Below are 18,338 nucleotides of genomic sequence, written 5' to 3'. Positions count from 1 at the left end.
AAATGGGAGGAAGAAATGAAGTTACTACCGATCATAGCGGCCTTTACGCTATCAGTCACCTCGGTTTTTGCGGCCGATTACCCAGAGCGCAACATATTCATGGTGGTTCCCTACGCAGCGGGCGGGCCAACCGATACCATTGCCCGGCTGACCGCAGACGCCATGTCGAAGTCTCTCGGCAAGCAGATCGTCGTGGAGAACGTTGCGGGCGCAGGTGGAACGATCGGTGCCCGGCGCGTGGCGGACGCCGACCCCGACGGTTACACCATCCTCGTCCATCATATCGGAATGGCGACCGCACCAGCCCTCTACAGACAGCTACCCTACAAACCGACGGAAGCTTTCGAACCGATCGGCCTCGTCAGCGACGCCGCGATGACGGTGATTGCGCGCAATGAGTTCCCGGCTTCGACGTTTCAGGAACTCGTCGCCTACATCAAGCAGAACGGTAACAAGGTAACCTATGCCCATGCCGGGATCGGAGCCGCGTCCCACCTCTGCGGCACGTTGTTCATGTCAACGATCGGAACCCAGATGACGACCGTTCCGTACAAGGGAAACGGCCCGATCATGACGGATTTGCTCGGCGGCCAGATCGATATGACCTGTGACCAGGCGACGAACACGGTCGGTCCGATCACGCAGAAGCAGGTGAAGGCATATGCGATCACCAGTGATGCACGGGCTGCCACGCTGCCCGACGTGCCGACGACCACCGAGGCCGGATTGCCTGAATTCAAAGTCGGGGTCTGGCATGGCGTCTACGCGCCCAAGGGCACTCCGAAAGAAGTCCTGGACAAGCTGACGACGGCACTCCAGGCCGCAATGGAAGACGCTACCTTGAAAGAACGCTTCGCGCAGATCGCCACCATGCCTGCGACGAAGGAGCAGGCGACCCAGGAGGCGCTTCGTACGAAGCTCGATTCCGAAATCAAGCGGTGGGATCCGATCATCAAGGCTGCCGGTCAGTTCGCAGATTAACGGTGATGGTTCGACTGCGGGGTAAAGCCCGCAGTCGAACGGAGGACTTCCATGGATATCAAGAATGTTGCCGCTTCCGGCACGCTGCTGGCTGTCGGGATCGGGTTCGGCATTTCGTCCGTGTTTACAATGGACGTCGGCTCTGCACTCAGAATGGGCCCGGGCTATTTCCCTCTGATCCTGTCGATCGTCATCACGGTGATCGGCATCGCCATCGGCATAAAGGCCCTCAGGGACACTGAAGGCTTTCACCCGCAGATCGCACCCTTGCGGGCTCTGGCCGCCATCATCATCGCGCCGATCCTGTTCGGCCTGACCGTCCGTGGCCTGGGGTTTGTGCCAGCGGTTGCGCTCACCTCGTTGTCTGCGGCAACAGCGGCGACCGGGCAAAGGCCGCTCGTCGTTCTCGCCATCACGCTCGGCATTACCGTGTTCTGTCTGGGCGTCTTCTATTATGGCCTCGGGCTGCCCGTCCGTCTTATCGGCCCCTGGTTGGGAGTTTAGGCTATGATGGACCTCATCGGAAATCTCGGGCTCGGCCTGAGCGCCGCGCTGACGCCCTACAATATTCTCTTTTGCTTCGTGGGCACGCTGCTCGGAACGCTGGTCGGCGTTCTCCCGGGGATAGGCCCGACGGCAACGATCGCCATGCTCCTGCCGATCACCCTGTCGCTTTCGCCCGAAACATCCCTGATCATGCTTGCCGGCATCTACTACGGCGCACAGTACGGCGGCTCGACGACGGCAATTCTGATCAATCTGCCGGGCGAATCCTCGTCGGCCGTGACGGCCCTGGATGGATACCAGATGGCACGGCAGGGGAGGGCCGGGCCGGCGCTTGCGGCCGCGGCGTTGAGTTCCTTCTTTGCCGGCACCATCGCGACGGTGGTCGTGGCCGCCCTCGCACCGCCCTTGACCTCGATCGCTTTGAAATTCGGCTCGCCCGAATATTTCGGGCTGATGGTGCTGGGTCTTGCCGCTTCCATCGTTCTTGCGCGCGGATCGGTGTTGAAAACGATCGCCATGGTGTCGATGGGCCTCGTCTTCGGACTTGTCGGAACCGACATCAATACCGGAGCGATGCGCTTCACGCTTGGTCGACCGGAACTGGCGGATGGTTTGAATTTTGTGGCCGTCGCCGTCGGGCTCTTCGGAATCGCCGAAATCCTGCGAAACCTGGAGACGACGATCGAGCGAACCGCGGTCATCAGCCGTGTTGCAGGTCTTTGGCCAAGTCGCGCAGATTTCAAGGCTATGATCGGGCCGGCTTGCCGGGGCACATTGCTGGGTTCCGCCTTAGGGGTTCTTCCGGGCGGCGGTGCAATCCTGGCGTCCTTCGCATCCTATGCGCTTGAGAAGAAGATCTCCAAGACGCCAGAGCGCTTTGGTAATGGCGCGATCGAGGGTGTGGCGGGACCGGAGGCCGCCAACAATGCCGGGGCGCAGACCTCGTTCATTCCGATGCTGACCCTTGGCGTGCCGGCCAATCCCGTTATGGCACTCATGATCGGCGCGATGATCATCCAGGGCATCGTGCCCGGCCCGCAGGTCGCGACCGAACAGCCCGTCCTGTTCTGGGGATTGATCGCCTCGATGTGGATCGGCAACCTGCTGCTGGTGATCCTGAACCTACCGTTGATCGGCCTGTGGGTGAAGCTTCTGACGGTTCCCTACACGGTGCTCTTTCCGGCCATCCTCGCCTTCGCCTCCATCGGCGTCTACAGCGTGAACTCCAACACGTTTGATCTCTATGTGATGGCGGCGTTCGGTGTGTTCGGTTACGTATTATCGAAGCTGGATTTTGAGCCGGCGCCGATGCTGCTGGGCTTTGTCCTCGGCCCCCTGCTGGAAGAGCATTTGCGCAGGGCGATGACGATTTCGCACGGCGACGTTTCCGTCTTCTTTACCCGGCCCATCAGCGCAGGACTTCTGACGGTTGCCCTCATCGTGCTGATCGTCGCCTTTCTTCCTAACATCGCGAGACGTCGCAAACAGGTCTTCGTCGAGGAAGACTGATAGAATTGGAGCATGACTTTGGAAAACAGAACCAACCGCATACACAAGATCGCCTCCATCGCCGGTGATGGCATCGGCAAGGAAGTCGTACCAGAGGGCCTCCGCGTTCTTGAAGCGGCATCCAAAAAGTTCGGCTTCGAACTCCAGATCGACACTTTCGACTTTGCCTCCTGCGACTACTACGTGAAGTACGGACAGATGATGCCGGAGGACTGGAAGGCGCAGATCGGCAGCCATGACGCGATCTTCTTCGGTGCGGTTGGCTGGCCGGAGATCGTTCCCGATCATATTTCGCTCTGGGGCTCGCTGATCCAGTTCCGGAGGGAGTTCGACCAGTATGTGAGCCTGCGGCCGGTCCGGCTGATGCCCGGCGTCACCTCGCCCCTGGCCGGGCGAGGACCTGGTGATATCGATTTCTACGTCGTGCGGGAGAACACCGAGGGCGAATATTCATCGGTCGGCGGGCGCATCTTCCCGGGAACCGAGCGGGAAACGGTTCTCCAGGAAACGGTGATGACGCGGATCGGCGTCGATCGGATTCTGAAATTCGCCTTCGACCTCGCCCAGACCCGCCCGCGCAAACGGCTCACCTCTGCGACCAAGTCGAATGGCATCTCCATTTCGATGCCCTATTGGGACGAGCGCGTCGAGGAGATGGCCAAATCCTATCCGGATATCACCTGGGACAAATACCATATCGATATCCTCTGCGCCCATTTCGTGCTGAACCCTGACCGCTTCGATGTGGTGGTGGCGTCCAACCTGTTCGGTGACATCCTCTCTGATCTTGGGCCTGCCTGCACGGGAACGATCGGCATCGCGCCTTCGGGAAATATCAATCCGGAGCGGAAATTTCCCTCCCTGTTCGAACCCGTTCACGGATCAGCGCCGGACATTGCGGGACAGGGCATTGCCAACCCTATCGGACAGATATGGTCGGCAGCGATGATGCTGGACCATCTCGGAGAGTATGAAGCCAGCGCTGCCGTGATGGCTGGCATCGAGACCGTTCTCGCGGACCAAAGGCTGCGGACACGCGACCTGGGCGGAGATGCGGACACCGTCACTTGCGGAAAGGCCGTTGCGGAAACCCTTTGATGACATGCCGTGGCGCTGAATATGCCGGCCGCTCAATGAAGCCGAATTGGCATCGCCGGGTATTCGATTCTATGGAGGCGGATAGAGCGATTCAGCCAAGTACCCTTATCGTCCGCCCAGGTTCTCATTCTATTTCATCAAATTGCGAGAACTGGCAATGCTGAAACGGCACCAATACAAATCGTCAGAGCATTGGAATGCGCGGCCTCGCTCGGCTACCAAGGCATTAGTCCTCTCGTCTGATCGCTGCGAAGGTGCGGCAGAGAGACAACATTCGCTACCTACCTAAAAACTGAACCGGAGATTCAAATGCGTATCGTCGACGTCTGCGAAGTCACTAAGCCCATCGCTTCGCCCATCCGCAATGCCTATATCGACTTCTCGAAGATGACAGCCAGCCTCGTCGCCGTCGTCACCGATGTTGTCAAGGACGGCCGTCGCGTCGTCGGCTATGGCTTCAACTCGAACGGCCGTTATGGCCAGGGCGGCCTGATCCGCGAACGGTTCAAGGACCGCATCCTGCAGGCAGACCCGAACAGCCTGATCAACGACGCCGGCACCAACCTCGATCCGCACAAGATCTGGTCGACTATGATGATGAATGAAAAGCCTGGCGGTCACGGCGAGCGCTCGGTTGCGGTCGGAACGCTCGACATGGCGGTCTGGGATGCGGTCGCCAAGATCGAGGACAAGCCGCTGTTCCGCCATCTCGCCGACATGAAGGGCCGGGAAGCCAATCCGAAGGTTTTCGTCTACGCCGCCGGCGGCTACTACTATCCGGGCAAGGACAACAGCGCGCTCCGCAAGGAGATGCGCGGCTATCTCGACCGCGGCTACAATGTCGTGAAGATGAAGATCGGCGGCGCCTCGATCGACGAGGACCGCGGCCGCATCGAATCCGTGCTGGAGGAAATCGGATCCGAGGCGAAGCTTGCGGTGGATGCGAACGGCCGCTTCGATCTGGAGACCGGCATCGCCTACGCCAAGATGCTGCGAGACTATCCGCTCTTTTGGTACGAAGAAATCGGCGACCCGCTGGACTACGCGCTGCAGGCCGCCATCTCGGAATTCTACGATGCCCCGATGGCGACCGGAGAGAACCTCTTCTCCCATCAGGATGCCCGTAACCTGCTGCGCTACGGCGGCATGCGGTCTGACCGCGACTTCCTGCAGTTTGACTGCGCCCTGTCATACGGTCTCGTCGAGTACCTGCGTACGCTAGACGTGCTGCGCCAGTTCGGTTGGTCACCGTCGCGTTGTATCCCTCATGGCGGCCACCAGATGTCGCTCAATATCGCCGCCGGCCTTGGGCTGGGCGGCAACGAGAGCTATCCAGATCTCTTCCAGCCCTATGGCGGCTTCCCGGACGGCGTCGAGGTCATCGACGGCCACATCACCATGCCGGAACTGCCGGGCATCGGCTTCGAAGGCAAATCCGACCTGATCAAGGTCATGCGCGAACTCGCCGAATAGTGGTATCGGACGTTAGGAGCGTTCATGAAGCTCCTGACGCTTTCTCTTCAAGGGTTTCCTGCTCTCCCAAGGATTCAAAGCCATGATCTGTGACGTCGGACAAGCCGCTCTCGACCATCATCGTCTGGAGTCGGGGAAACCCGGCATTCAGACGACCAAGCAAATTGATACGCAAAGCGATCTGGCGCTCGCCTATTTTCGGTTCACAGCATGATACGCGTATCAAGCCCGTACTGGGGCGGTGCGCCGAGATGGTCGCGCAGGGTCGTTCCCTCATAATCCCGATGAAATAGTCCGCGATCCTGAAGGAGAGGGACCACCTCATCGACGAGCGCATCGATGCCGTCCTCGTAGACGTCGGGCGACAGCCAGAAGCCATCGGCCGCACCCGCCTCGAACCAGGTCTGCATATGGTCGGCAGCTTCGACCGCGGGGCCGGCGATGACCGGGTGATAGTCGATCACGCCATGCGCCAGAATATCCCGCAGGCTCCAGCCCTCTCTTGCGATATTCAGGGCATGGGCTGAGCGGGGATCGCGCGGAGACGGACGAGCAGCCGCGAGTTGAGCCGTTGACAGCGGCTCGTCGAGCCGTGCCGCGTACAGCTGCAATCCCAGCATCTGCCCGAGATATTCTACGCGCTGCGGGAAGGTTTCCCCGCTGACCGCAATCCGGCGATCAAGCCCGCTTCGTCTGTCGGGCGTGATCGTCGTCATGAGGCCGGGGAAAAACTTTATCTCGTCAGGATCGCGACCAACACGTTCCGCAGCGTTGCGGAGCGCCATGCGCTGGGCACGGGCGGCCTCGATGGTGTAGACCGCCCCGATCACGCCGCTTGCATAACGGGCCGCGACCTCCAATCCCTGGTCGCCCCCGCCTGCCTGGAAGATGACGGGCTGCCCCTGTTCTGACGGCGGGAGGGGCAGCGGACCGCTTGAACCGACATGATTTCCTCGTAGATTGATGGGCTGGATCCTGAAAGGGTCCGCGAAGCGCCCCGATGCGGCGTCGTGCAGCCACGCTCCCTTTTCCCAGCTGCCCCACAGTGCCTGAACGATCTGGATCGACTCGTGAAGCCGCTGATACTTTTCGCTGCGGGACGGCAAGTCGCGACCGTAATTGGCCGCGATCGCGGGATCGCTGGTCGGAACCGCGTTCCATCCCGCCCGGCCGTGGCTCATCAGGTCGAGGGCCTTGAATTGGCGCGCCAGATTATAGGGCTCGTTGAAGGTGGTCGAACCGGTCGCGACCAATCCGATCCGTTCGGTCCCGCGCGCGACGGCCGCGAGCGTCATCATCGGATCGATGTTAATCATCGGCGCTTCGGTTTCGACATTGCCGGTCAACACCGGAAAGTCCGGCATGAACAGGAACTGAAACTTGCCCCGTTCCGCTGCCTGGGCGTAGCGCACCTGGCTGTCGAAGTTCGTGTAGTTCCGGGGATCGACCCCGGCCATGCGCCATGCTCCCGGCTGGGAGCCATAACCGTTTCCGAAATGCATTCCGATCATCATTTTACGCGACATTATCGATCCCATGTTCCGGCGCCCCCGCGGCTTACGGGCCGCGGGTCATCAGTTTTTTACCGGGGACTATATCCGTTGCTACCAAGTGGCGATCTACAGGAACAGGGCCCTGTTCAAACGCACGAGAAAGCCCGCGTCGGGATTGCTCTTCGTATCGCCAAGCCTCTCCTGAACCGCAGCGACGGAAAGGTCTCGCCGCTTTGGCAACCGGGATCTTTCCGCGGCGGCGAGTGCATCGGGAATCTCGATGGCCGTGAGGTCTGTGCAGTAAACCGGAGATCCTGGCTGCTGGCGCCATGACTCCGAAAGCGGTCCGGCATCGACCGCGTCGAAGCCCGTATCACCCACAAGCGCCATAGCGACAAGTCGGTCGCGTTCATTGTCTGCAGCGACCGGTATGGCGATCCGATCCGGATGCCCCGCAGGTTTTCCCAGTCGGGCGAAAGAATCGGAACCGATTGCATTCCACGCCTTTGCGACTGGTCGGCCGAGTTGTCTGGATACCCAGACGCTCTCGGCTTCGCCCGCCTCGATGTCGGCGATCTCGGTGTCGCGCATCGGATAGTAGTTGGACGTGTCGATAACGACGACGTCCTTTGGAAGAGCGGCAATTTTGGGCGCAATTTCGGGCAGGCGGTTGAGCGGTATGGAAAGGATCAGGATGTCGACGTCCTCGACTGCCTGCTCGATCGTTACTGCGCGTCCACCGGATGCAAATATTGATGCATCGATCGTTTCAGGACCACGTGAGTTTGCCACTTTGACATCGTACCCGGTTCTGCTGAGTTCGCGGACCAGCGTTTTCCGATGTGGCCTGCGCCAAGAATACCAACTTTCATGATGTTTCCTGTCCTGCTCACGCTGTTACGGCGCGGTTGCGGGCGACGATGTCGTCGTGGGTCAGGCTCTCGCCCCCTTCCATGAAACCCTTGATCAGAGTCTCGCGGTTGTCCGCCGAGCGGTTCGGGTCTGCTTTTCCAAGAGCCGTTTTCAGCTCGTCAGCCGTCAGTTCCGTGCAATAGGCAGGCGTGCCCGGCTGCTGTCGCCATGAGGTCGCAAGGCCCCCGGCATCGAAGGCGTCGAAGCCTGTCGCCTCGACCAGTTCCAGCACGCGCGATTTCTTTTCAGGATCGTCGCCCGCGACCGGAAGGGCGATGCGGCCGGGTTGCGTCTTGTCTGCGCCTTTCTTGGCAAGGGTCTCGGCAAGCACCGCGTTCCACGCCTTGATGATGGGTCGCTCGATCTGCTCGGTGACCCAGACCGCCTCCGGCTTGCCGTCATCGATCTCGGCGATCGCACCGTCGCGGTACGGATAATAGTTGGATGTGTCGATAACGACGACGTTCTCGGGAACGGTCTGAAACAACGCTGCGAGATCGCGATGCGCTGCGAACGGGATGGAGAGGATCACCGCATCCACACCTGTTACGGCATCTTCCCGGGTCGTTGCCGTCGCACCAACTTCGGCAGCAAGGTCGCGGATCGATTCCGGCCCCTTGGAATTGGCAAGCTTGATCTCGTGCCCTGCCGCCGCGAGCTTGCGTGCCAGTGTCGAACCGATGTTGCCTGCTCCAATGATTCCGACCTTCATTGTCATTCCCTTGCTGAGAGTACTGAACTCAACGCACTCCGACGGAGACGTGACTTTTCATACTCCGAAGAATAGGTATAGCTAGATGATACGGCAAGAACCGACTTGAAAGTGGGTAACCCACCCGGAGGTAAGTATGGCTATAGAGAGAGACTGGCGCTGCGACGATCCCAAGCAGCAGTTGATCTGGGCAGCAGCGACCAGGGACGCTCTTCAGGTCCTTGAGGGCAAGTGGAAAATTGTCATCATCTGCCAGCTGTTTGGTGCGAAAGGGCCGCTAAGATTTTCGGAACTTGAGAAGCGTGTAGAGGGCGTGAACCAGAAAATGCTCATCCAGCAACTCAAAGAACTGGAGAAAGACGGTATCGTCACGCGAACCGTGTTTCCTCAGGTTCCGCCCAGGGTAGAGTATGCGCTCAGTGAGATGGGGATCGCCCTTGGTCCATCCATGGCGGAACTGATTGACTGGGCTTTTATGCGACGTGACGCACGTGCTGCGGTGTCGCAGGATCCCGCGTAAGCGGCAATACCACTCCCAGCGACCCGGGCGTCGCGCATTGATTTTTAGCAGGCTGTTCGAAGGTTTGCTGCTCGAAGAGAGGGGAGACGCCAACAGGCGCTTGCCCGAAGGAATTAATCGGACAACCCATGCTCCAACAGGAGTCTGGCTGCATCGCGGTTTGCTTCAACAATTCCACCGTTAGGAATGGATTGTGCCATAACAAACGAACCCTGGACGAGTGACAGGATTTGGATGACGGCTTGCTCAGGCTTATCTAAAGCGAGCGGCTTAATCAGCGATGCAACGAATTCATGCAGTTCCGTGAAATACTCGGCAATTGTCGCCTGCACCTCTGGAGTGTTTGCCTCGGGTCCGAATTCTGCCAATCCTCTCGCAAACGAACAACCGCGGAAAGTTTTTGCCCTGAGAGGTTCATCTATCGCGTCGAAAATCGCGAGCACCCGCTCAGGCGGCGATAGGCCAGGCTTTTCGGTCGCGGTCGCGAGCATCTGGAACCAGATGACTCTCTTGTGGCGCAGATAGGTAGCGATGAGGGTGGCCTTCGAGGGGAAGTGCTTGTAAAAAGTCATCTTCGCCACGCCGCTCTCGGCGATGATCCGGTCTATCCCGACAGAGTTGATGCTAAGCCGGTAAAACAGGTCAGACGCAGTCTTCAATATGCGTTCTCGCGGGGCGAGGGCATCGAGCGATTTTCCATCCACATCTACAAACTCAAGCACGCTGCGCGTCTGCATTTCCGTCACCTCAGATCCTTGGCCGACATATAGACAGACTATTCTGTAAATTTTGCGATTGCAAATACATACAGGTCTGTCTATTGGTGGTTTGCGGCCAAAGGATTTCAAAGAGAGAGAACTGAAGATGAGCGGAAAAGTCGTTGTTGTCACAGGCGCAAGCAGTGGTTTCGGAAACCTCACGGTGCTGGAACTCGCAAGGCGGGGCCATACGGTGGTTGCGACCATGCGGGACGTCGAGGGAAGAAATGCCAAGGTCCGAAAGGACCTTATCGACGCGGCGAAGGCCGAGGGACATGTGCTGCAAGTCCTTGAAATGGACGTCGCCGACGAGGCCTCGGTCAATTCCACGATCGACCAGATCTTCAAGCAGCACGGAAAGATCGATGTTCTGGTCAACAACGCCGGACTTATGCCCGTCGGGGTCACCGAAGCCTACACGGTGGCAGACATCGAACGGCTGTTTGCGGTGAATTTCTTCGGCGCCGTACGGGCAGACCGCGCCGTTCTCCCGCATATGCGTGCCGCCGGCAGCGGACTCCTCGTGCACGTGACATCCCTGATGGGTCGGGTGGTTTTTCCGTTCTTCGGCACCTACTCCGCGAGCAAGTTTGCGCTCGAGGGGCTTGCCGAAGCGTATCGTTACGAACTGAAGGGCTTTGGAATCGACTCCGTCATCGTCGAGCCGGGGCCATTCCCGAGCAACCTCATTTCGTCGAGCCCTGAGCCATCCGACCAGACGGTGCTTGCATCCTACGGAGAGGTCGCCGCAATCCCGGGCCAGATCAAGGCGCACGCCAATGACGGACAAGATGAGGCCAATCCCCCGCGGCCCCAGCGCGTGGCCGATGCCATCGCGGAGCTGGTCGAGGCCACGGAGCGGCGTCCATTGCGCACGGTCGTCATGCCCGAAGGTCTGGACTTCGGCGTTCATCGACTGAACGAGGCCGTACGCCCGATTCAGAACGAGATGCTGACTTCGTTTGGCATGTCAGAGATGCTGTGACAGGAGCCCGACGATGAGCGCACTCTACAGCATCAAAGTCACAGCGATCGGTGGCCGCAGCGGTACCGTCCGCAGCGAAGACGGCCTTCTTGATCTTCCGCTGGCGCTGCCCACGACGATGGGCGGTAAGGGAGGTGCGACCAATCCGGAGCAACTGTTCGCGGCCGGCTATGCAGCCTGCTTCGAAAATGCGGTGATCCACATCACCCGCAACAAGGCCACCAGGGTGAAGGATACCGACATCGTGGTGGTGGCCGACGTGGGTTTGCAACCAAATGGCAACGGTGGTTTCGTCCTTTCAGTGGCGCTCGACGTCGCGATCACCGGTCTCGATCAGGCAGCGGCTGAGGAGATCGTACAGGCGGCGCATGCGACGTGCCCCTATTCGAACGCGGTAAGGGGCAACATCGACGTGGCCATCACCGTTACGACGAACTGATGTCGATGCGGGAGGCGGATATGACGGAAAAGGACGACGATCGTCGCGCCCTGATCTGGAGATCCGGCTCCCGCATATCCCCCGTCAACGGCTAGCGTAGCTCGAAATCCGCCCTGCGATCGATATCGTCTTCGACCTCGACAAGCCCGCGCAGCCTTCAAACGACCCGTCTTAAGCAAGGTCGTCAATTGCAACCGACCGGGTCCGGAACTCTTAAGGAGATTTAACATGACCGCTTATGCCATTTTCATTCAAGAACGTAGCCGCGATGCAGCTGAACTGCAGACTTATGCGGAAATGTTGAGGCCATTGCTGGGGGAATCGGGAGGAACCGTACTCGCCGCCCACGGCCCTCAGGACGTTCTGGAGGGGGCAGCTCCCGACGGTGTGGTGATGGTCAGTTTTCCCACTATGGAGGCGGCACGCGCCTTTTACGACAGTCCCGGATACCAAGCTGCCGTGAAACATCGGTTTCTCGGGGCGGACTATCGGTCCTTTATCATAGGCGGGATCAAGTAGGTCTGCCTCGCTTCCGATCCCGTAAACGTCATCAATAGTCCCCGGCCTTCTGGGCGGGCGCCAGTCCATCAACAAGATGCTCTCCGAAGAATGAGTGCAGCTTTTTCGAAGGGTATCTCGTCATCCCGTCCGCTCAGATCTTCCTTTTCAATGTTGGAAAGAAACGGCAGACAAGGCCGTCCAGCGTACGATGTGCACCTATCAATGGATGGAGGTAGTCGTGGGGCCAAGCACGGCAGGTTTGCCGGTGGCTGGGATGCCAGCCAATTTCGGTGCAACCGCGGTTGTATATGGGGGAGAATAGGCGGGCCACAACATAGAATAGGTGGGCGGGTAAACAGGTAGTTGAACTGGCGAAGTCGCGAGCCTAGGCCGCTAGCTTTGGAAGACGCTTTTCAACCAGCCGCAGGAATGGTTTGTTGCGAGCCCCCGCAACCAATCCCTTCTCCGTGCTACGCGGTTCTGCATGGCACCGGTGGTTCAGTAGGCTGGTCGAATACTTATTTGGTGTCGATGGCCAACTGAAGGCCGTGCCAGCCCGCATATTTATCGCCCGTCTCGCGAATGTGCGTATATCGCTTAAGGCTGACCCACGATCGATGCCCGCTGACCGCTGCAACATGGGGAATATTCCAACCCATCTCAAACAACCGTGAAACTCCCTCGTGGCGCAGGTCGTGAAAGCGTAAATCCTTGATATCCAGTAACTTGCAGGCGCGGGTGAAGTTGGCTGTAATGGCATCGGTGGAGTAGGGGAAGATCTCGGGCTTGCTACTGGGCATGCTTTCTATGATCCGAACCGCCTCGTCGGGGAGGTCCACCCACATGTCATTGCCGATCTTTTCTCCTGGGTGCTTCATATCGCGGACAAGGATACGTTTGTGCTCCTTCTGAAAATCGTTCCACGCTACGCGAGTAATCTCTTCTTGGCGGCGCGCGGAGAAAAGAGCGAAGACAATGACTTTATGCATCGGCACCGCTTGGGGAATTTTCTTCCGGCGATCAATGAAATGGCCGAGCAGTAGGTCGAGTTCCTCCAGCGTGGGCCTTCGACTCCGCTGGATGGAGCGGGAAATGATCCCCATGCGGCGAGCGACCTTGATTGCGTCCTTCATCTCCTGCTCATCGAGCCGGAAGTCCCACATCGGTCGCGCGATTGCAAAGACAGCAGCGAGGTGGCTGGCATAGTTTCCAACCGTCTGCGGTTTGCCGGTTAGCGACTGCAGAAACTCGATGATGTCTTTCGACTTGATTGTGGAGCAGGGCATCTTGGCGATGTCGTAGGTTTTGATCGATTTCAACACTTGCGCCTTTGTACGGCCTATATCCTTGATGGACTCCTCTGTGTAGCGATCGATGGCTTTCGCCAATGTGGGGTCAACCGCAATAGCGCCGGCGATAGCTCCCGGCTTCGCGAGTTCCTGCTCGCGCTTCTTCATCCACGCAGCGGCCGCCGGCCGTCTGTCAAAAGTCTCCGTCTCGTGATAAGTCACGCCATCCCGCATGACCCGCAGGCGCGCTCTATAGCCAACGCTGCCATTCTTGCGCTTGCGCGCGGTGATAGTGCCCATGACCGCCTCCTGATTTGGTCCACGGGTATTATATTTGGTCCAGAGGACCAAATCTAGTGCCGAAATCGCCGGATTTGGTCCAAAATGAGCGTAAATCAAACGGAGAACAGAGTGACGCAAGAGTCTGAAAAAAAAGAAAAAAGTAAATATCTCAAGGCTCCCGTTTTCGCCGTTGCGCCGATGATCGATTGGACGGATAGGCATTGCCGTTTCCTGCATCGGCAATTGTCGAAGGATGCGCTGCTCTATACCGAGATGGTGGTGGCCGACGCGATCATTCATGGGCCGCGCGACAGGCTCTTGTCTTTTTCTCCGGCCGAACATCCCGTTGCGCTGCAGCTCGGCGGCTCGGACCCGGCAAAGCTGGCCGAGGCGGTGCGGATCGCTGCCGATTACGGTTATGACGAGATCAACCTCAATGTCGGCTGCCCTTCGGACCGGGTGCAGTCGGGCACTTTTGGCGCCTGCCTGATGCGGGATCCGGGGCATGTGGCGGACCTCGTTTCGGCGATGAAGCGGGTGTCGAGCGTGCCGGTCACCGTCAAATGCCGGATCGGCGTCGATGACCAGGAGCCGACGGACGTTTTGCCGGACTTTCTCGCGCGGGTGATCGGCGCCGGGGCGGATGCGGTCTGGATCCATGCCCGCAAGGCCTGGCTGCAGGGGCTTTCGCCGAAGGAAAACCGCGAAGTGCCGCCGCTCGACTACGAGCTGGTCTATGCCATGAAGCGGGAAAACCCGGACGTGTTCATCGGCATCAACGGCGGCATCGCCGATCTGGAACAGGCGGCCAACCATCTCGCCCATATGGACGGGGTGATGCTCGGCCGCGCCGCCTATCACAATACCGGCATGCTCGCCGGCGTGGATGCGTTTTTGGCAGGTGGCGGGATTGCGGGCGAGGCCTCCACCGAGATCGACTGGCCGGCGCTGCGCGATACGATGGCGGACTATGCGGCAGAGCTGATCGGCCGGGGCGGGCGGCTGCATCACGTCACAAGGCACATGGTCGGGCTGTTCCAGGGTTTTGCCGGCGCAAGGCGGTTTCGCCAGATCCTCTCCACCGACGCCACCCGGCCGGGTGCCGGACCGGAGGTCATCGCGGCGGCCTTTGCGGCGGTGGATATCGACGGCGGGTCTCGGGTTCAATCCGAGGAGAAGAGGCTGGCGGGATAAGGGCGGAGATTTTCGAGCTTCCATCGGACACACTCCTCCCTTGGCGATCCTCGGTTTCTTTTCGTCATCCTCGGGCGAGCAAAGCGAGACCCGAGGATCGGACGGGGCGCTGAAAGCTGCCTCGTAAGATAAGTAATAAGTGACACCTCTCAGCGCCCCGTTCGGCGGTTATTATCCGCGACTTCGGTCCCTCTGCGATGACGGGGGTTGTGGGAACGGTTGCGTGCCCCTCCGAAGAGGGCGTCATGCACGCTCGCAGACCAGGATGCCGCAGGCCATGACTGCCGCCCGGCATCGTCTTCCACCTGCGCCGCACAATCCGGGTTTTCTGAAAAACCCTCGGACGCCGCGCGGCGCGACCCCATCACCCTGTGTGCCTCACAGGCACGCCCGACGCACCATGACGGAAAACGAAACGAGAAGTCGGTCCGACAGCTTCTCACCCGTCCCGCGTCGCCGGAGGGAGACCATTTTCCGCGAACCCGAACCCCAAGGTTTTGCGTCTTGCCCTTGACGTCCGCGCCGGTCCCGCCTCGCCGGCACGCCTGCCGGTGTATCCGCGACGGAACGAGGGGATTTTAGGCACGGGTTGGGAAGGCGAGGATGAGAGAGGATATGGATTGGGGTTAAGCTGCAGAAAAGGTTGCAGGACGTGTTCAGAAGCATCCCCGTTGAGGACGGGCTACTAACGCCCCCAAAACTATAATCCAGGCAAAAAACCAATGCCAAATGCATAAGACCATGGCTGCTTTGCGCCATAGGCGGGCAGAGCATGAGGCACGAGTTTCCTGAAATTCATTGACGCTGGTGATGCTATTGCAATTGACATCTCTCGCGTAGGCGTCGTGCAGTTGGCTCAATTCGCAATCGCAAACATCCCAACGACACGCCTTACCCGCTCGCCTCGGAACGCCGCTCTGATCCGGCCATGGCGCTCAAGCTCTGCCAATCCGTGTAAAGCAGCCCAAAAAGTTTCCGTCGTGATTTCAGGGTCGGCGCAAAACGGCTCAACGACCGCCATCATAGCTCCGAACGTGTCACGTAGCACCTGAGGCGTGTCGGACTTAGCGAACCGAAGGCCGCTCGGCAGAACAAACATGGCTTCGTAAAGAGCTGGCCTTTCGAATGCGAATTCAAGGTAAGCCGTGGCTACGTCTTCGATAGCCTCTGCCGGACTGGCATCTCGGCGGACCGACGCCCGCAACGTCGGCCCAAGTTTTCCGAACCCCTCAAGCGCGACCGCCCCGACGATCGCGTCGCGATTTTCGAAATGGGCGTACAGGACGGGCTGACTGTATTCGATCTCCTGCGCAAGGCGTCGGATGGTGACCGAAGCCCAGCCATCACGTTCGGCAAGCATTCTTGCCGCGGCGACGATCCGCTGCTCCCGCTCAGCCCGTTCCCGCTCTTTGCGCTCGTTGATACCCATACTTCCGCCTTCGGTCCGCAATCGAGCAATACTAGCGCTCAAAATCATTCATTGCAACGATTGACAATATAGCATTGCTAGATTTAAGTTCGACGCTATCGTCATTGCGACGATTGCACCGTTGGGGTCTTTGAATGTCGAACCTGATATCGTTCTCGCTAGACAATGCTGCGACGCTTACAGCATCCGCAGCATTTCTTCTCGGCGCTATCATCAATGCGTCAGGCCGTAAGGCTGTCCGAGAGCAATTCGTTCGCTACGGATTTCCATCGTGGTGGTGCTGGATCACCGCGATACTCGAATTCATTACGGCCTTCTTACTGATCCTGCGGCCGACCTTCGCAATCGGCGCGGTGCTCGGAGCCTGTATTATGGTCGCCGCGATCGTCGCTATCGTTCGGGCCCGTGATTTCCGCCACATCCCGCCGCCGGCGGTGTTCCTGCTGTTGGTGATCGCCGCGTCTGTCCAGTTCTCATCGTAGCTGCGACCGGAAACCTCCAGCTTCCATCATCCCAGCCAGAAAACCCGAACCACGCTGAACCCTATCGGCGAGGCGCATTACCTTGGCATAAGGAGCCAGTCATGATCACACCGAATTCGTTCCCAAGCACTGTCGTCGTCTACCATTCCGGTTACGGCCACACTCAACGCATGGCGGAAGCCATCGCGGAAGGTGCCGGCGCAAGGCTTCTTGCAATTGACGCCGAAGGCAACCTTTCAGACGACGGATGGGCGGCTTTGGATGCTGCCGATGCCATTATCTTCGGCTCGCCGACTTACATGGGCGGACCGAGCTGGCAATTTAAGAAATTTGCGGATGCATCCTCAAAGCCGTGGTTTTCTGCGAAGTGGCAGGACAAGGTCTTTGGCGGCTTCACCAACAGTGCGAGCCTTAATGGCGACAAGCTGAACACGCTGCAATACTTCGTCCTTCTTTCAGGACAGCACAGTGGCCTGTGGGTGAGCCTGGGCATAAAGCCATCGAACGTGAAGGCCTCTAATCGCGACGATTTGAACCGCATGGGATCATATATCGGCCCGATGGCCCAGTCGGACGCTGATGCGGCCCCGGATGAAATGTCTGTGGGCGATCTAGAAACAGCGCGTCTCTACGGGGCGCGGGTTACGAGCGTCGCTCGGCAGTACAAATCCGCTGATAGGGCATGACGTGGATTGCCTGCTAGCTCTTAACGTTCGGTAATATCACCTCCCGCGCATAGAGCGCGGGAGACGCGATCCACGTCGAGATGTCCGGTTTGGGCCTGACAGCAGTCACATCGGTGCCAGACTCTCGCCTAACGCCGTCTGCGTGAGGCAGGCGGCTCCCTCAATCCCGCTTGATACTCATCAACACATCCCACATATCCGCCCCCGTCTCGAACGCGGCCGCGTTGGCGGAAAAGCCCTGCGCGGCGGTCAGCGCGTCGAGCATTTCGCTGGCCATATCGACATTCGAGCTGTCGGGGAAGGTGACCGAGGTGGAGGGGGTGACGGTGGTGGTGACGCCGCCGGGGTTGGGGAGCGAAGAGACCTGGGTGTCGAGGCGGCTATAACCGGACGTATCGGCATTGGCGATGTTGTGCGCCGCGCTCGCGAGGCGTCTGGCCTGGGCCTGCATGCCCGAAACCGCAATGTTCATCACCGCCGACAGACCCATTCCGCATATCCCCAAAAGCCGATGATGGATGTTTTAGGGCAAGAGCTTCAAGGAAGATTGAACGGGCAGGGTAAGGGAAGCGTATTGCGGCGCGGCACAGATGTGCCGGAACGGGGCGCGGCAGTTTTTTGGGGCGCGGCTGGGCGTTCCGGGCCGTCGGCGGCATTGACCGGATCGAAAGGAAAAACGGGTAGGATCGCCGCTTTCCAACCGGCGGAGAATGCGGGTGATGGCGTCGCGGCGTCGATTTGGCCGACGAGGGGTCGCAGCGGCCGGCAGCGAGCCGTCCGCGCCGGCGGCGGTTTCCGCCCGCGTTTCGGAGCGTTTCGCACAGGCCGGCGATGAGGGGCGGTCTTTCCGGATTTCCTGGAAACAGATCCGCCACGGGCTGTGGATTGCCGCGCTGGTGTTTCTCGTGGTCGGCAAGGTGTTTTTTGCCTTTCGCGACGACCAGGTGCGCAAGCAAGCCACGGAGGCGGATCGCCTTGCCTGTGCCAGCCAAAGGATGTCGTTTGCCCGCAGCGCCTATGTGAATTGCCTGATGCGGGTTGCGGCCGGCGGCAAGCCGTGAGGGGCGGGCGTCGACCAGCATCGCCAA

Annotated in this window: 20 protein-coding genes; 13 read left to right on the top strand and 7 right to left on the bottom strand. The window is 59.4% G+C overall.

The genetic code is table 11. From position 1 onward, the window contains the following. The first annotated feature begins 15 nt into the window (after nucleotides 1–15). From RG540_RS09545 to RG540_RS09525, 5 genes are all read left to right on the top strand, one after another. The gene (locus RG540_RS09545; protein ID WP_038587141.1) at nucleotides 16–981 is read left to right on the top strand and encodes a tripartite tricarboxylate transporter substrate-binding protein; all 966 of its coding nucleotides are present in this window, start codon (nucleotides 16–18) and stop codon (nucleotides 979–981) included. A 51-nt stretch (nucleotides 982–1,032) separates the two neighbouring features. After that, entirely contained in the window at nucleotides 1,033–1,485 is a 453-nt protein-coding gene (locus RG540_RS09540) for a tripartite tricarboxylate transporter TctB family protein (RefSeq protein WP_038587138.1), read from the top strand. A gap of 6 nt (nucleotides 1,486–1,491) precedes the next feature. Beyond that, nucleotides 1,492–2,997, top strand: a complete 1,506-nt coding sequence (locus RG540_RS09535; protein ID WP_038593412.1) for a tripartite tricarboxylate transporter permease — start codon at nucleotides 1,492–1,494, stop codon at nucleotides 2,995–2,997. Between the two features lie 12 nt (nucleotides 2,998–3,009). Further along, complete coding sequence (locus RG540_RS09530) at nucleotides 3,010–4,095, top strand: tartrate dehydrogenase (RefSeq protein ID WP_038587135.1); 1,086 nt, start codon at nucleotides 3,010–3,012, stop codon at nucleotides 4,093–4,095. Nucleotides 4,096–4,404: 309 nt separating this feature from the next. Continuing rightward, on the top strand, nucleotides 4,405–5,568 hold the full coding sequence (locus RG540_RS09525; protein ID WP_038587133.1) for a mandelate racemase/muconate lactonizing enzyme family protein: 1,164 nt from the start codon (nucleotides 4,405–4,407) through the stop codon (nucleotides 5,566–5,568). Between the two features lie 203 nt (nucleotides 5,569–5,771). Here RG540_RS09525 and RG540_RS09520 read toward each other — a convergent pair whose 3' ends face one another. From RG540_RS09520 to RG540_RS09510, 3 genes are all read right to left on the bottom strand, one after another. After that, a complete protein-coding gene (locus RG540_RS09520; RefSeq protein ID WP_080724906.1) occupies nucleotides 5,772–7,094 on the bottom strand; it encodes an NtaA/DmoA family FMN-dependent monooxygenase in 1,323 nt (440 codons plus the stop codon). Between the two features lie 93 nt (nucleotides 7,095–7,187). Next, on the bottom strand, nucleotides 7,188–7,853 hold the full coding sequence (locus tag RG540_RS09515) for an NADPH-dependent F420 reductase (protein ID WP_322789618.1): 666 nt from the start codon (nucleotides 7,851–7,853) through the stop codon (nucleotides 7,188–7,190). 97 nt (nucleotides 7,854–7,950) lie between these two features. After that, a complete protein-coding gene (locus RG540_RS09510; RefSeq protein WP_038587128.1) occupies nucleotides 7,951–8,685 on the bottom strand; it encodes an NADPH-dependent F420 reductase in 735 nt (244 codons plus the stop codon). A 136-nt stretch (nucleotides 8,686–8,821) separates the two neighbouring features. On the opposite strand from RG540_RS09510, the gene RG540_RS09505 reads away from it, so the two are divergent. Next, on the top strand, nucleotides 8,822–9,205 hold the full coding sequence (locus RG540_RS09505) for a winged helix-turn-helix transcriptional regulator (RefSeq protein ID WP_037078318.1): 384 nt from the start codon (nucleotides 8,822–8,824) through the stop codon (nucleotides 9,203–9,205). Between the two features lie 113 nt (nucleotides 9,206–9,318). Here the strand turns inward: RG540_RS09505 and RG540_RS09500 are convergent, their stop codons facing one another. Continuing rightward, entirely contained in the window at nucleotides 9,319–9,942 is a 624-nt protein-coding gene (locus RG540_RS09500; RefSeq protein WP_038587123.1) for a TetR/AcrR family transcriptional regulator, read from the bottom strand. Between the two features lie 127 nt (nucleotides 9,943–10,069). Here RG540_RS09500 and RG540_RS09495 point away from each other — a divergent pair, with 127 nt between their 5' ends. The 3 genes from RG540_RS09495 to RG540_RS09485 all read left to right on the top strand — a co-directional run bounded on the left by RG540_RS09495 (nucleotide 10,070) and on the right by RG540_RS09485 (nucleotide 11,906). After that, entirely contained in the window at nucleotides 10,070–10,948 is an 879-nt protein-coding gene (locus tag RG540_RS09495) for an SDR family oxidoreductase (RefSeq protein WP_038587120.1), read from the top strand. A 13-nt stretch (nucleotides 10,949–10,961) separates the two neighbouring features. After that, a complete protein-coding gene (locus tag RG540_RS09490; RefSeq protein WP_038587117.1) occupies nucleotides 10,962–11,387 on the top strand; it encodes an organic hydroperoxide resistance protein in 426 nt (141 codons plus the stop codon). A gap of 228 nt (nucleotides 11,388–11,615) precedes the next feature. Further along, on the top strand, nucleotides 11,616–11,906 hold the full coding sequence (locus tag RG540_RS09485; protein WP_038587114.1) for a DUF1330 domain-containing protein: 291 nt from the start codon (nucleotides 11,616–11,618) through the stop codon (nucleotides 11,904–11,906). A gap of 500 nt (nucleotides 11,907–12,406) precedes the next feature. On the opposite strand, the gene RG540_RS09480 is transcribed toward RG540_RS09485, so the two are convergent. Next, entirely contained in the window at nucleotides 12,407–13,477 is a 1,071-nt protein-coding gene (locus RG540_RS09480) for a site-specific integrase (RefSeq protein ID WP_038587111.1), read from the bottom strand. Nucleotides 13,478–13,657: 180 nt separating this feature from the next. Here RG540_RS09480 and dusA point away from each other — a divergent pair, with 180 nt between their 5' ends. After that, the gene (gene dusA / locus RG540_RS09475; protein WP_051909611.1) at nucleotides 13,658–14,653 is read left to right on the top strand and encodes a tRNA dihydrouridine(20/20a) synthase DusA; all 996 of its coding nucleotides are present in this window, start codon (nucleotides 13,658–13,660) and stop codon (nucleotides 14,651–14,653) included. Between the two features lie 856 nt (nucleotides 14,654–15,509). On the opposite strand, the gene RG540_RS09470 is transcribed toward dusA, so the two are convergent. Then, nucleotides 15,510–16,082 (bottom strand): TetR/AcrR family transcriptional regulator, encoded by a 573-nt coding sequence (locus tag RG540_RS09470; RefSeq protein ID WP_038587107.1) that lies wholly within the window; start codon nucleotides 16,080–16,082, stop codon nucleotides 15,510–15,512. Nucleotides 16,083–16,216: 134 nt separating this feature from the next. On the opposite strand from RG540_RS09470, the gene RG540_RS09465 reads away from it, so the two are divergent. After that, nucleotides 16,217–16,564 (top strand): DoxX family protein, encoded by a 348-nt coding sequence (locus RG540_RS09465; RefSeq protein ID WP_038587104.1) that lies wholly within the window; start codon nucleotides 16,217–16,219, stop codon nucleotides 16,562–16,564. Nucleotides 16,565–16,665: 101 nt separating this feature from the next. After that, nucleotides 16,666–17,250, top strand: coding sequence for a flavodoxin family protein (locus tag RG540_RS09460; protein WP_038587101.1), 585 nt, complete (start codon nucleotides 16,666–16,668; stop codon nucleotides 17,248–17,250). Nucleotides 17,251–17,410: 160 nt separating this feature from the next. Here RG540_RS09460 and RG540_RS09455 read toward each other — a convergent pair whose 3' ends face one another. After that, nucleotides 17,411–17,740: a flagellar basal body protein gene (locus tag RG540_RS09455; protein WP_038587099.1), complete on the bottom strand. Its 330-nt coding sequence runs from the start codon at nucleotides 17,738–17,740 to the stop codon at nucleotides 17,411–17,413. Nucleotides 17,741–17,969: 229 nt separating this feature from the next. Between RG540_RS09455 and RG540_RS09450 the strand changes: the two genes are divergently transcribed. Beyond that, nucleotides 17,970–18,311 (top strand): hypothetical protein, encoded by a 342-nt coding sequence (locus RG540_RS09450; protein WP_038587096.1) that lies wholly within the window; start codon nucleotides 17,970–17,972, stop codon nucleotides 18,309–18,311. Nucleotides 18,312–18,338: the final 27 nt, after the last annotated feature.

The organism is Neorhizobium galegae bv. orientalis str. HAMBI 540, from assembly GCF_000731315.1.
Classification (GTDB): domain Bacteria; phylum Pseudomonadota; class Alphaproteobacteria; order Rhizobiales; family Rhizobiaceae; genus Neorhizobium; species Neorhizobium galegae.
Note: the sequence above shows the minus strand (reverse complement) of the source record. Positions and strands in the feature narration are given on the sequence as shown.

Bases quoted from the DNA above. Each gene is read 5' to 3' on its own strand.
- RG540_RS09545 (WP_038587141.1), top strand. From the start codon at position 16: ATGAAGTTACTACCGATCATAGCGGCCTTTACGCTATCAGTCACCTCG.
- RG540_RS09540 (WP_038587138.1), top strand. From the start codon at position 1,033: ATGGATATCAAGAATGTTGCCGCTTCCGGCACGCTGCTGGCTGTCGGG.
- RG540_RS09535 (WP_038593412.1), top strand. From the start codon at position 1,492: ATGGACCTCATCGGAAATCTCGGGCTCGGCCTGAGCGCCGCGCTGACG.
- RG540_RS09530 (WP_038587135.1), top strand. From the start codon at position 3,010: ATGACTTTGGAAAACAGAACCAACCGCATACACAAGATCGCCTCCATC.
- RG540_RS09525 (WP_038587133.1), top strand. From the start codon at position 4,405: ATGCGTATCGTCGACGTCTGCGAAGTCACTAAGCCCATCGCTTCGCCC.
- RG540_RS09520 (WP_080724906.1), bottom strand. From the start codon at position 7,094: ATGTCGCGTAAAATGATGATCGGAATGCATTTCGGAAACGGTTATGGC.
- RG540_RS09510 (WP_038587128.1), bottom strand. From the start codon at position 8,685: ATGAAGGTCGGAATCATTGGAGCAGGCAACATCGGTTCGACACTGGCA.
- RG540_RS09505 (WP_037078318.1), top strand. From the start codon at position 8,822: ATGGCTATAGAGAGAGACTGGCGCTGCGACGATCCCAAGCAGCAGTTG.
- RG540_RS09500 (WP_038587123.1), bottom strand. From the start codon at position 9,942: ATGCAGACGCGCAGCGTGCTTGAGTTTGTAGATGTGGATGGAAAATCG.
- RG540_RS09495 (WP_038587120.1), top strand. From the start codon at position 10,070: ATGAGCGGAAAAGTCGTTGTTGTCACAGGCGCAAGCAGTGGTTTCGGA.
- RG540_RS09490 (WP_038587117.1), top strand. From the start codon at position 10,962: ATGAGCGCACTCTACAGCATCAAAGTCACAGCGATCGGTGGCCGCAGC.
- RG540_RS09485 (WP_038587114.1), top strand. From the start codon at position 11,616: ATGACCGCTTATGCCATTTTCATTCAAGAACGTAGCCGCGATGCAGCT.
- RG540_RS09480 (WP_038587111.1), bottom strand. From the start codon at position 13,477: ATGGGCACTATCACCGCGCGCAAGCGCAAGAATGGCAGCGTTGGCTAT.
- dusA (WP_051909611.1), top strand. From the start codon at position 13,658: ATGATCGATTGGACGGATAGGCATTGCCGTTTCCTGCATCGGCAATTG.
- RG540_RS09470 (WP_038587107.1), bottom strand. From the start codon at position 16,082: ATGGGTATCAACGAGCGCAAAGAGCGGGAACGGGCTGAGCGGGAGCAG.
- RG540_RS09465 (WP_038587104.1), top strand. From the start codon at position 16,217: ATGTCGAACCTGATATCGTTCTCGCTAGACAATGCTGCGACGCTTACA.
- RG540_RS09460 (WP_038587101.1), top strand. From the start codon at position 16,666: ATGATCACACCGAATTCGTTCCCAAGCACTGTCGTCGTCTACCATTCC.
- RG540_RS09455 (WP_038587099.1), bottom strand. From the start codon at position 17,740: ATGGGTCTGTCGGCGGTGATGAACATTGCGGTTTCGGGCATGCAGGCC.
- RG540_RS09450 (WP_038587096.1), top strand. From the start codon at position 17,970: ATGGCGTCGCGGCGTCGATTTGGCCGACGAGGGGTCGCAGCGGCCGGC.